Source organism: Streptomyces sp. NPDC051776, assembly GCF_040681345.1.
Lineage (GTDB): Bacteria > Actinomycetota > Actinomycetes > Streptomycetales > Streptomycetaceae > Streptomyces.
In genome coordinates, this window is record NZ_JBFAYQ010000021.1 from 52108 (window position 1) to 64822 (window position 12715).

Annotated in this window: 7 protein-coding genes; 6 read left to right on the forward strand and 1 reads right to left on the reverse strand. The window is 72.1% G+C overall.

What is annotated here, in order from left to right; genetic code table 11:
- Positions 1–99 precede the first annotated feature (99 nt).
- The 4 genes from AB0M26_RS17955 to AB0M26_RS17970 all read left to right on the forward strand — a co-directional run bounded on the left by AB0M26_RS17955 (position 100) and on the right by AB0M26_RS17970 (position 5996).
- Entirely contained in the window at positions 100–1089 is a 990-nt protein-coding gene (locus tag AB0M26_RS17955) for a LysR family transcriptional regulator (RefSeq protein ID WP_365261718.1), read from the forward strand.
- Positions 1090–1310: 221 nt separating this feature from the next.
- Positions 1311–1910 (forward strand): RNA polymerase sigma factor, encoded by a 600-nt coding sequence (locus AB0M26_RS17960; protein ID WP_365261721.1) that lies wholly within the window; start codon positions 1311–1313, stop codon positions 1908–1910.
- Positions 1907–2809 (forward strand): hypothetical protein, encoded by a 903-nt coding sequence (locus AB0M26_RS17965; RefSeq protein ID WP_365261724.1) that lies wholly within the window; start codon positions 1907–1909, stop codon positions 2807–2809. Before AB0M26_RS17960 ends, AB0M26_RS17965 begins: the two co-directional genes overlap by 4 nt.
- Positions 2810–3176: 367 nt before the next feature.
- A complete protein-coding gene (locus tag AB0M26_RS17970) occupies positions 3177–5996 on the forward strand; it encodes an AAA family ATPase (protein WP_365261727.1) in 2820 nt (939 codons plus the stop codon).
- A gap of 156 nt (positions 5997–6152) precedes the next feature.
- Here AB0M26_RS17970 and AB0M26_RS17975 read toward each other — a convergent pair whose 3' ends face one another.
- On the reverse strand, positions 6153–8990 hold the full coding sequence (locus AB0M26_RS17975) for an AAA family ATPase (protein WP_365261730.1): 2838 nt from the start codon (positions 8988–8990) through the stop codon (positions 6153–6155).
- A gap of 256 nt (positions 8991–9246) precedes the next feature.
- Here AB0M26_RS17975 and AB0M26_RS17980 point away from each other — a divergent pair, with 256 nt between their 5' ends.
- Together AB0M26_RS17980 and AB0M26_RS17985 are read left to right on the forward strand one after the other, a co-directional pair.
- On the forward strand, positions 9247–12078 hold the full coding sequence (locus tag AB0M26_RS17980) for an AAA family ATPase (protein ID WP_365261733.1): 2832 nt from the start codon (positions 9247–9249) through the stop codon (positions 12076–12078).
- Positions 12079–12300: 222 nt separating this feature from the next.
- On the forward strand, positions 12301–12708 hold the full coding sequence (locus AB0M26_RS17985) for a YciI family protein (RefSeq protein ID WP_365261736.1): 408 nt from the start codon (positions 12301–12303) through the stop codon (positions 12706–12708).
- Positions 12709–12715 lie beyond the last annotated feature (7 nt).

A 12715-nucleotide genomic window follows, 5' to 3' on the forward strand; every position in this document is an offset into this window, starting at 1 on the left:
TCCCGGGGAATACCAGTTCGGGCTGTACCCGCGCAGCCTGCCTCGGGCCCGGGCCTCCCGTCCAGCTAAAGGAACTTCAATAGCGTTTAAGCTGTGCTAATGCTCGATGTCCGACGCCTGGTCCTGCTGCGCGATCTGGCGGAGTACGGCACGGTCACCGCCGTCGCCGAGCTGCACGGCGTCACCGCCTCCGCCGTTTCCCAGCAGCTCAAACAGCTCGAAGCCGAGACGGGCGTGCCCCTGGTGCTCCGCGAGGGCCGCGGGATCCGCCTCACCTCCGCGGGTCGGGGCCTGGTGGAGGACGCCGATGCCGTTCTCGCCGCACTGGAACGCGCCCACACTCGGCTGACCCGGCCGTCCACGGAGCCGGTCGGGCCCGTACGGATCTCCTGCTTCACCACGGCCATGTCGCCTCTGATCGCTCCCCTGTTGGAGACCCTCGCCCGCCGCCACTCCGGGCTGACGCCGCACATCACCGAAGCCGAGCCGGAGACCAGCCTCCCCGCGCTGCGGCAGCGGCGCGCCGACCTCGCCGTCGTCTACCGCTACACCCACCTCGGCACGCCCGCGCCCCAGGGGGTCGACACCCACCCTCTCCTCACCGATCCCCTGCTGGTGGTCCTGCCCGCCTCGCACTCCGCCGCCCGGATGCGGCACGCCGAGGAGCGGGACGGAGGGGAGGGGGACGGCGCGGAGCGGGGCGGCACGGAGGGATACGCCGAGGAGCGGGGCGGCCTGGAGCCGCTGGCCCTCGCCGCGCTGGCGGACACTCCGTGGATCACCGCCCCCCAGGGCACCGCCTGCCACGACGCCACCCTCTTCGCGTGCCGCCACTCCGGCTTCACGCCACAGATCCGGCATACGTGCTCTGGATTCGCCGCGATGCTGACGCTCGCTGCGACCGGTGCCGGGGCGGTCCTCGTCCCCGCGCTGGCCGCCATGCCCCTGCCGCCCGGCCTGGTCGCCCGCACCGTCGGCACCCCCGGGCTGACCCGCACCATCGAGGCGGCCGTGCGACGCGGTACGGGTGAGCGGCCGGCCGTCGCCGCCTGTCTCGAAGCGCTCGCCGCTTCGGCCGCAGCCCGCTGAGCCCGATCCCATGCTCCCGCCCGCGACTGGGCCGGGACCGGCGCGCGATGCCCGACCCCCGACGCCCTGCGCCCCTGCGCTCTGCGCCCGGCGCCCGGCGCCCGAACTGAGTACCCCTGCCCGTAGCAGAGCGTGTACCCGCCTTGTTGGCTGCCGCGTGTAACGCCTCAGCCGTCCGGCACCAAGAGGTGATGAAAGGTGCCGACAGACAAGGAGTCGAGATGCGACATCCGCCGGGCGACTACGACACCGCGCGGATCGGCGACGATCCGGAGGCGTTCGAAGCCTTCTACCGCGAACACGTTCAGACCGTGCTGCGTTACGCGACCCGGCGCACCCGGGACCCGCACGCCGCCGCCGACCTGGTGGCCGATGTCTTCGTCGCGGCGATAGCCGGGGCACACGGCTACCGGGCCGAGTGGGGCAGCCCCGCGGCGTGGCTGCACGGCATCGCCCGCAACGTCGTCGCGTCCGAGCACCGGCGCGCCGCGCGTGCCTGGTCCGCCGAGAGCCGCATCGCCGGCCACCGGCTGCTGGAGAGCGAGGACATCGCACGGCTGGAGGAGCGGATCGACGCCGAACGGGCCTGCCGCGGGCTCCTGGAGCAGATCGCGGCCCTGCCCTCCGGCCAGCGCGATCTCCTCGAACTGGTCGCGGTCGACGGGCTGTCCGTCGCCGAGGCCGCCCGTGTACTGGACATCAATCCGGTGACGGCACGCGTACGGCTGCACCGCGCCCGCGCGGCGGTACGTCATGCCCCCGCCCCGTCCGTCGACGGGGACTCCGCTCCATCTCTTCGGTCGCTTTTGGAGGCCTCATGAACCCCGGACGTTTCGAGGAGCGGCTGCTGCAGGAGCTCAAGGCCCGTATCGAGCAGCGACCTTCGTACACCGACGCCGCGGAGAGCATGGCCTTCGCGTCCGCGGAGTCAGGCGGCTGGGGACGCGTGTTCCGGGTCGGACTGGCCGCGGGTGTGGCGGTGGCCATGGTGGCCACGGCATTCCTCCTCGGACAGAACGGACCGGACGGCTCGCATGACACGGTCACGGGTTCCCGTACGGAGGACGGCGGTCCCCGGGAACGCATCGTCAACGCCGCCTACACGGTGGAACGCAAGGCGGCCGGCGTGGTCAAGCTCACGATCGAGGACCCCTCCGGCAAGCCGGACATCGAGGGGATGCGGAAGGACCTGGAGAGTATGGGCGTGCCCGCTCGCGTGTACGCGGGCGACCCCGACTGCCCGAATCCGCGGCCCGGCGGAACGCCGAGCGGAGATCCCGACCCGACGGGAAAACCGACCGGGGAGCCGTCAGGGGAACCGACCGGGGAGCCCTCGAGAACGGCGACCGAGGAGCCGACCGGATCTCCGACCGAAGAACCCACCGAGGAGCCAACGGGGACCTCGACGGCGGAGCCGACCGAAGAGCCGACCGGGACTCCGACAGAGACGTCGTCCGGCTCCACGGGGACCACGGACTCAACGCTCGACGAGATGCTGGAGGACGGCCGCCAGTTCCGGATCGAGGAGGAACGCGGAAAGCTCGTGGCCTACGTCAAGCCGGACCTGATCCCGAAGGGCTCGACGCTGACCTTCGGCTTCCCCCTCGCGAAGACCGATCCGGAGCACGGCCTGAGCATCTGGCAGGTCGGGCTCGAACCGGGCGACGGGCCCGGCTGCCTCCCCGCCGTGCCCGCGGACGCGGTGAAGCACAGGTCGTAGATCCCCCAGCCCCTCCCGGTGGTCCTCGTCCCCGCCCGGCGAAGGACCACCGGCGAGGCGCGATCCGCGCTCCCCGGACCGGCCAGTCCCCGGACCGGCCCGCCCCGGCCACCGCACCGGTCCCGCCTCCGCCCGCCCTTCTCTGCCGCCCTCACTCGCGCCACACCGCCATCACCCGTTGCCCTCACCCGCTTCCCTCCCCCTCCGTTACAGCACGCACACGCAGCGCGCACCCGGCGCGCACCCCGGAGCACGGAAACCCGCGGCTACTCCCCGGTGTTCCGCCGCACCCGTCCGCTCCGGTCTAGCGTGGATGGAGGGGGCATGCCGACGGCAAGCGGCCACGGCGCGAAGGGGCAGCGGAGCGATGGCGAAGGTGCGGATGCACGAAGGGGAGTTGCCGGGACGCTCGGACGAGCTGCAGTTCCTGGAGAGGGCGATATCCGCTGCCGCGTCGGGGCGCGGGCAGGCCGTGCTGGTGGAGGGGGAACCCGGCATCGGCAAGACCGCGCTGCTCGACGCGGCGGTCATGCACGCGCGGGAGACCGGCTTCCGCGTGCTGGAGGGTGCGGGTGAGGAACTGGAGCGCCGCGTACCGTTCGCCGTGATCGCCCGGTGTCTCGACACGGGGGCGGCCGGGCGGACGGATGGGCAGGCCCGTGCGGTCGCCCGGCTCGTCCGCCGCGAGGGCGAGTCCGCGGCCGGCCGGTCGCCCGGTGCGGACTTCGCGACGGCCGAGGCCGTCCTCGGCCTGCTGGACGAGTGGTGCACCGCAGGACCGGTTGCCCTGGTGGTGGACGATCTCCACTGGGCGGACAGCGGGACGCTTCTGCTGCTGCACCGGCTCGGCAAGTCATTGGGCACCGTGCCCCTGCTGGTCGTGTGCGCGAGCCGCCCCGTACCGGGAGAGGAACTGGACCGGCTGCGGCGAAGCATGACGTCAAGCGGCGCGCACGGCGTCACCGTCGGACCACTGGACGAGAAGGCGGTGGGCGAGCTGGCGGAGGACCTGCTCGGCGCTCCCGCCGGGCCGGGTCTGCGCAAACTGCTCAGCGGCGCGGCGGGCAACCCCCTCTTCGTCACAGAGATCGTCGCCGCGCTGCAGCGGGACGAGGCGATCGTAGAGTCCGGGGCCACGGTGGACGTCCGCGGGGGAGACGCACCCGCCTCGCTGCTCTCCGCCATAGCGGGCCGGCTGGACTGGGTCTCCCCCAGGGGCAGGGAGATTCTGCGCGCCGGCTCGATACTCGGATCGGCGTTCACCGTCGTCGAACTCTCGGCCGTGACCGGTATCTCGCCCGCCCGGCTCGTCGAGCCCATTCTGGACTTCGTGCGCTACGGGATTCTCACGGAACAGGGCGAACGGCTCGTCTTCCGCCACGACTTGATCCGCCACGCCCTGTACGACGGCATCCCGGCGCGTGCGGCCTCCCACGCGGCGGTCGGCCGCGCCCTGGCACGCAGCGGTACGGCCGTGGAGCGGGTGGCCGAGCATCTGCTGCTGGGGACGCGTTCGGGCGAGGACACCCTGCCGGACTGGGTCCTCGACAACGCCCCGGCTCTCACGCTCCGTGCCCCCGGCCTCGCGGTCGAACTGCTCGAGGCGACCCTGGCCGAGATGGAGCCGAACGATCCGCGCGCGGCCGGGCTCCGGGTCCTGCTGGCGTCCAGCCTGCTGTGGACGGGACGTGCTCCCGAGGCCGAGCGGCGTGCCGAGGAGGCGCTGGCCGAGACCCGGGACCCTGTGCGGAAGCGGGAGTTGCTGGGGCTGCTCGGCCAGGCGTGCATGGCTCGGGGGCGGCCCGATCTCGGTGCGGAGCGGGCGCGCGAGGCGCTCGCGACGGGCGGGCTGAGCACCGCCGAGACGCTCGGATTGGAGGCGTTTCTCGCCATCTCCCTGCTCCACGCCCGCGACATGGACCGGGCCGCGGACCTGGCGGAGCGGGTGCGGGCCGAGGCCGGGGAGCTCAAGCAGATGGCTCCGCTCGTGGACGCCCTCCACCCGCTGGCGGCCGTCGCCCAGTTGCGCGGACTGCCCCAAGTGGCCCTGGAGAACTCGGACCAGGGGCTGCGGATCGCCCGCACCGAGCCCGTGCACAGCGACCGGATCATCGCCCTCCGCACCACACGCGCGTTCAGTCTGATGAGTCTCGACCGCTCCGGGGAGGCCGAGGAGGCCATGGAGTCCGCCCGGCGGCTCGCGGAACAGAAGGGCAGTGTGCTGCTTGGGTTCTGCGATGTCGGACGGAGCCTGTTCATGTTCCACACCGGGCGGTGGGACGACGCCCTGGCGGTGCTCGAGTCGGGACGGGATCTTCCGGGATTCCTGGGCGTACCGCGGGCGGTGAACGGACTGGCCGCGCTGATCGCCGCGCTACGCGGCGATCTCGGCACGGCGCGGGAGCGCCTGGAGGCGGCGGACCGGGCGGTGAGGACGCCCACCACGCTGGTCCACGAGTATCTGCCGCGCTGGGCGGGTCAGGTCATCCGGGAGGCGGACGGCCGGCCGCGGGAGGCGTTCGCCGATCTGCTGGAGGGCTGGGAACACGGCTTCGGGGCGATGTCGGGCGCCGGGTTGTCCTTCCGGGCGGCCGACGTCGTACGGCTGGCGCTCTCGCTCGGCGAGGACGATGCGGCCCGGGACATCGTGGCCTTCGAGCAGCGGCTCGCCGAGACGGAGGGCTCGGCTCCGGGGACCCGTGCGATCGCCCTGCACTGCCAGGGGCTGGTGGAGAGCGACCCGCTGCTGATGGCCGAGGCGTCGGGTCATTACGAGCGTTCGCCGCGGCTGCTGTCGCGCGCCCAGTACCACGAGGACTGCGCGGCCGTCCTGGCCGGGGCCGGACACACGAACGAGGCGCGTAACGAACTCGACCGGGCGTGGGACCTGTACACCCTCCTCCAGGCCGACCGGTGCATGTCGCAGGCCGAGGCCAGGCTCGGCGCCGCGGGCGTGGCGCGGGCGCGGCGCAGCCGCCCGCACCGTCCCAGCAGGGGGTGGGGCTCCCTGACCGAGACGGAGCGCAATGTGGCCGCGCTGGTGGGCGAAGGGATGTCGAACACGGCGATCGGCGCGAAGCTCTTCATCTCGCGGAGGACCGTGCAGTCCCATGTCTCGATCATTCTGCGGAAGCTGGGTCTGACCTCCCGCGTGGAGATCGCGGTCGAAGTGGCCGGCCACGTCTGAACGTCGGGGCGCCCCGGCGCCTCCGCGCTCGGCCGCACCGCACGTAAGAGCCACCCGTACGTCGACGCTGCCACGTGCCAGCTACCCGTACCGGTCAACGCTGCCGCGTGACGGCCACCCGTACGGTCAGCGCTGCCGCGTTCGGCGCCCGTACGGTCAGCGCTGTCGTGTGACGGCCGTCGCCAGTTCGACGCGCGACGTGAGACCGAGCTTCCCGAGAATGCTGGAGACGTGCGACTGCACGGTCCTCCGCGAGATGAACATCCGGGACGCGATCGCCGGGTTGGACAGCCCTTCGGCGACCAGCGCCGCGATCTTGTGCTCCGTGTCCGTGAGGGCCTCCCAGCCGCTGGCCGGCCTCCGGCGGCGGTCGGTGCGCCGCCTGGGCAGGCCCGCCGCCTCCAGCCGCTCCTCCGCACACGAGATGCACCAGTCGGCGCGCATCTGGGCGTAGACGTCGAGGGCCTGGTCGAGTTCGGTCCGGGCTTCGTCCAGGCGCCCGGCGTCCGCGAGCACGGCGGCGAGGTCCTCGTAGTACTGCCCGCGCGAGAGCAGCCAGGGCGTCTCCCGGTAGTAGTCGGCGGCGTCGGCGAGCGCGACGAGGTCGCGGTCGGCCAGTCCCCGGCAGTGGGAGATGATCGCGCGGGCGCGCCGGGTGGTGCGCTCCGGGTCGTCGATCAGCTCGGTCTCCTCGATGACCTCGCGCACCGTATCGGTGTCGCCGACGTCCAGGGCGAGCCGTACGAGGTCGGCGGCCCGGAAGAGCAGTCCTACGCCCCGGACCGGGCCGAAGCCGCGCCGCCATCCCTCCAGCAGGTCGGCGAGCGCCTCCTCCTTGCGGCCCTGCGACTCCAGGCGCAACTCCCGTGCCCAGCGCGGCAGATACTCCACGTACGGGGTGGTGGTGGAGGACGTGGTCGCGGCATCGGCGGCCGCGAGCCGCTCGTCGGCGCTTGTGAAGTCTCCCCGAAACCCGGCGATCAGGGCCATCAGGCCGTGGATCGCGCGGGGCGTGCTGAGGTGGTCCGGGAGTTCGATGCCGACCTGGGCCTCGGCCAGCGCGTCGTCCCAGCGGCCTGCGTGGAACATGAACGAAGCGCGGCTGGCGTGGCACAGCGTGAGCAGCATGCCCCCGCTGCGCTCACCGAGTTGGAGGCCGGCGGCGATGGACTGGTGGGCCTCCGCGGTCCGGTCGAGTTCGAACAGGCTACGTCCCCGGATGATGTTGAGACCGATCAGGCTGTGCACCGGTACGGCCTGTCCCGGTGCGTTCCGCAGAGCCTGGTCGGCGGCCTCGATCGCCTCCCGGTAGTTGCCGTGGAACATCCGCACGATCGCGATCGTCAGCAGGGAGTCGACCATCGCGTGGTACTCCCCGTAGCGCACCGCGTCGGCCCATACCTCCTCCGCGATGGCGTGTGCCCGGTCGAGCTGGCCGAAGCGGAACAGGCAGGTGGACAGGAACGCCTGGTAACGACGGGTCTCGTAGGGCGACAGCGTCCCGGAGTCGAGGGCGTCCCTGGCACGCTGGACGGCGAGGTCGGGCCGGCCGCAGGCGACGTCCGCCTGGGCGAGGACCCAGAGCAGTTCGCTCCTCAGCGCCGGGTCGGTCATGTGCGGAAGGGCCTCTTCGGCCTGCGGCTTGACCTCGGGGGCGCGCCCCGACCACAACAGGGCCGAGGCCAGCAGGATCTCCAGGCGGCCCGCCCGGTCGCTGTCCGGGCTCGTCCCGTCCAGCGTCTGCTGCAGCAGCTCGACGGAGAGGGACGGCGCCCGCAGGGTGAGCGCCGCGGCGTGGTCGGCGACCCAGTCGACGACCACGTCACCGCCGGCAGCGGCCCCGGCGTCCCCGTCGGTGTCCGAGCCCATCAACAGGTGCTCGGCGACGCGTTCCACCGGGGCGCCGCTGCGGGCCAGGGCACGGCCCACGGCGCTGTGGGAGGCGGCCCGCGCGGGGATCGCCTCGTACAGGGCCTGGCGGATCAAGTCGTGGCGGAACACGAGCCGTTCGTCCTGCTCGCGCAGCAGGCCGTACCGGACGACCTCCATGACCGAGTCCACCAGGTCCGCTGCCGGCTTGCCGGTCACGGTCGACAGCTCCGGCACCGTGAAACCGGAGCCGAGCAGCGAGGCCGTCCGCAGGACCTCCAGCCCTTCAGGCGAAACCCAGTCGAGCCGTCCGACGATGGCGGAGGCCAGCGAGGCGGGGACGTCGGCCGTGCCCGCCTCCACGGTGCCCCGGGCGATACGGATCGCATGCTCCCGTTCCAGCGCTCCGACGATCTCCGTGACGAACAGCGGGTTGCCGGTCGCATCGTGCAGCAGGCGGCGCAGCGTCGGGCCGGCGGGCGCTCCGAGCAGGCCGCGCACCATCTGGGAGACCGCATACTCACCCAGCGGCCCGACCTCCACCAGGACCGCGCCGCGGCCGATCAGGCTGTGGCGGAGCTGGTCCAGCTCACCGCCCGCCGCGGCGGGGCGGGCGGCCGTGATCAGCGCCAGGGGCAGGCTGTGCAGGGACTTTCCGAGCTGGTGCAGCAGGACGAGCGTCCCGTTGTCCGCCCACTGGAGGTCGTCCAGCAGCAGGGCCACGGGCCCCGTGGACGACCAGTCGTCGAGAAGGGCGAGGATCGCCTCCACCGTGGCGAAGTCGGCTTCGAGTCCGGGAATGACATCGGGCCGACCCTCTCCGCGTATCTGCCCGGCCAGGGCGCGCAGTTGGGGGTCGGCCCACGCGGCATCGATGCCGAGACACCGCCCGATCGCGGCGAACGGCACGCGTTGTTCCAGCTCCTCCGCGGCGCCGTGGAGCACGCGCATGCCGCTCTCGCGGGCCTCGTCGGCGGCCGCCTGGAGCAGGGCGGTCTTGCCGATGCCCGGCTCGCCTTCCAGGAAGACGGCCTGGCCGAGGCCGGAGGATGCCCGGCTGACGGCCGTGCCGAGTTCCCACATCTCCTGGGAACGGCCTGCCAGTCCGGTTGTTGCCACACTCATGCGTCGCCCACCGATCTGTGCCACCGGTGCCGGGCAACGGCCGCCCTCTCCCCGATCGAGCGCCCGTCCCGGCACCCACCTGAATCATCATAAGACTCCCACTTTCGGGATGTTCATCCCATATCCGTGCACTCTTCACGGAAAGTGACAAGATGGTCACAGCGATGGCCTGGCACGGGTGACGTTCTGAGGTTTGTCTGGGAATACGCGATATCGCACACTTGACGAGTCAGCCTCCGGAAGGAGGGAGACCAGGGTGGCCGACGTGCCTGTGGGTCTCGTGGGCCGAGCGGCCGAGACGGCCGCCATCGAACGGCTCGTCCGCGAGGTCACCACCGGCGTGGGCCGGGCCCTGCTCATCGAGGGAGAGCCGGGCATCGGCAAGTCGGCGCTGCTCTCCCACGCCGAGGCCCAGGCCCACCGCTTCGGTCTGCGCGTCTTCAGCGGCGCGGCGGACGAGATCGACCAGCGTCTGCCCTTCGCCGCGATCTCCACCTGCCTGGGCGCGCGGGCCACCGCGAACGACACGCGCGACGCCGGCGTGGACGCCCTCATCCGCGGCGAGGGCTGGACCAGCACGCCGCTCGGGGTCGAGGCCGCCGACGCCGCGTTCACGGAGTCCTTCCTCGCCCAGGTCGACCAGTTGTGCGCCACCGGGCCCCTCGCCCTGTTGCTGGACGATCTCCAGTGGGCCGACGGGGCGAGCCTGCGGGTGCTGGCGGAACTCAGCCGCTCGCTCAGCCAGCTTCCCGTTCTGCTGGTCGGCGCCTGCCGGACCGCGCCGCCGGGAGGCCAGGACCTCAACCGGCTGCGCCGGACGTTGCGGGCCCACGGGGCGACCGCGCTGACACTGGAGCCGCTGGACGAGGGCACCGTACGGGAACTCGTGACCCGCATGCTGGGCGCGCGCCCGAAGGAGGATCTGCTGCAGTTGATGAAGGACGCCGGGGGAAATCCGCTCTACGTCACCCAGCTCGTCGAGACGTTCACCGCGAGCGGGGCGATCCGGGTCACCGACGGGACGGTGGAGGCGAGCGTGCCGACCACTACCCCGTCACTGCGCGCAGCCGTGCTGCAGCGGCTGAACTTCCTCTCCCCCGAGGCGCTGTCCGTGCTGCGGGTGGCCTCCGTGCTCGGCGCGGGGATCACCGTGGAGGACCTCGCTGTCGTCGCCGCCCGCCCGGTGCACGATGTGCTGGCTGTGCTCATGGATGCCCGTGATGCGGGTGTGCTGGACGAGAAGGCCGGCCGTTTCTCCTTCCGCCGCACCGTGGTCCGCCAGGCCCTCTACGACGACCTCCCCGCTCCGCTGCGTGCGGCCTTCCACCTGGAGGCGGGCCTCGCGCTCGCCGAGACGTCCGCCCAGCCCGAGCTGATCGCCGAGCATCTGACGCTGGGCACCCCGTCGGGCAGCCCGCGGGTGATCGACTGGCTGGCCGAGAACGGCGAACAGCTCATGGCCAGCGTGCCGAGGATGGCGGTCGAACTGCTGCGTCCCGCCCTGGACAGCGCGGATGCGACCGAACCCCGCCGGGGCCGCCTCCACATCCTGCTCGCTGTCGCCCTGCTGCGCTCCGGGAGGGCGGCCGAGGCCGAGGACCAGGCACGTCGGGCCCTGGCCCAGCACCACGACCCCGCATCGGAAGGCGCCATCTGGTGGATCCTGGCGCGCGCACCGTACGTCTCCGGGGAGCCGGAGCTGGCCTGGGCCGAGATCGAGCACGCACGGAACTCGGTCTCCCTCTCGGAGGTCGAGACCGTACGCCTGCAGGCCTTCGGCTCCGTCGTCCTGCTGGCCCTCGGCGAGCTGAACCGGGCCGAGAAGCTGGCCCGGGGCGCGGAGGGGGACGCGCTCGGCCTGGGGGACCTCAACGCGCTGTCGGACGCGTACCAGACCCTGGCCCTGCTGGATCTGCTGCGGGGCGAGACCCGCGGGGCGCTCGACCGGGTCGACCGCGCGCTGCGGCTGGCCAGGGACGAGAACGCGCCCGAGGACCGGCAGATCCCGCTGCATCTCATCCGCGGCTACTGCCTGCTCGCGCTCGCGCGCTCGCGGGAGGCGGACGAGGCCATGGGCTTCAGTCAGCAGGCCGCCAAGCAGCTCTGGGACCATATGCCGCTGTGCGATCTGTCCCGCGCGCAGGTGATGTTCGCCGACGGGCGGTGGGACGACGCCCTGGTCGAGATCCAGGCGGGACTGGAGCCGTCGAACGAGTCCCTCCCGAAGGCCCTGCACAGTCTGGCGGCCGTCATCGCCGTGCACCGCAACGACTTCGTCACCGCAAAAGCACATCTGGCGGCGGTGGACAGCGCGACCGACACCGCCCCGCAGAAAAACTTCTTCGACCACCTCTCCATCTGGGCGGCCTGCCAATTGGAGGAGGCCGAGGGCTACCCGGGCCGCGCACTCGACCGGTGTCTCGCACTCGTCGGCGAAGGCTTCGTCTCCGTGATGGGTTCGGTCCTGGCATTCTTCGCGCCACGCGTGGTGAGTCTGGCCCTCAGCGCCGGAAACACCGAATTCGCACGGGAGTTGACCGTCGCGGTCGAATCCAGAGCGGCCGCCGGTCCACCGGACGGCATTTCCGCGTTCGCCGCTCATTGCCGGGGGCTGCTGGACAACGACCCGGACGAGCTGCTCGGCGCCTCGCAGTTCTACGACCAGTTCCCCTGGGTGCTCTTCCGGGCGCTGTACTACGAGGACGTGGCCGCCGCCCTGGCCGAGGCTAGGCGGCTCCCCGACGCCCGCGGAGCGCTGAACCGGGCCATGGACATCTACGCGGGACTGGACGCCACCTGGGACGCCACACGAGCGGCGTCCCGGCTGCGGGCCCTCGGCGTCCGCAGGGGCCACCGAGGCCTGCGCGGGCGGCCCACCAGCGGCTGGGACAGCCTCACCGACACCGAGGTGGCGGTTGCCTCCCTCGTCGCCCAGGGGCTGTCGAACCCGGACGTGGGTGCACGCCTGCGGATCTCCCGCCGGACCGTACAGACGCACGTCTCCAACATCCTCTCCAAACTCAGCCTCAGCTCCCGTGTCGAACTGGCCACGGAAGTCACCTCGCACCATCTTCAGAGTCAGCCCTGACCGTCAGCGTCAGCCCTGACCGTCAGCGTCAGCCATGACCAACCGGCCCTTCGGGGAAGAGCCCGGCCCGGCTCGTCCCGTGATCGAGACGTGGCCGACGCGCCGGGGTCCGGCCACGCGAGCCAAAAAAGTTCGGACGGCGATGTCGAGAACCCGTGGCCGGCTCCGTCCCCGAGGTGAACGCGACCACAATGGGTCGCACCAGCACGGAGGAGAAAGACGATGGCCAAGTACTTGCTGCTCAAGCACTACCGCGGCGCTCCGGCTTCGATCAACGACATTCCCATGGAGAAGTGGACGCCGGAGGAGATCTCAGCGCACGTGCAGTACATGAACGACTTCGCCGCCCGGCTCGAGGAGACCGGCGAATTCGTCGACGGTCAGGCACTCGCCCCCGAGGGGACGTGGGTCCGCTACGACGGCGAGGGTCGCCCGCCGGTCACCGACGGGCCGTTCGCCGAAACCAAGGACCTCATCGCCGGCTGGATGGTGATCGACGTCGACACCCACGAGCGCGCCGTCGAGCTGGCCGGGGAACTGTCGGCCGCCCCCGGCGCGGGCGGGAAGCCGATCCACGAGTGGCTCGAGCTGCGCCCGTTCCTGACCGCGCCGCCCACCATCACGGAGTGACCTCATC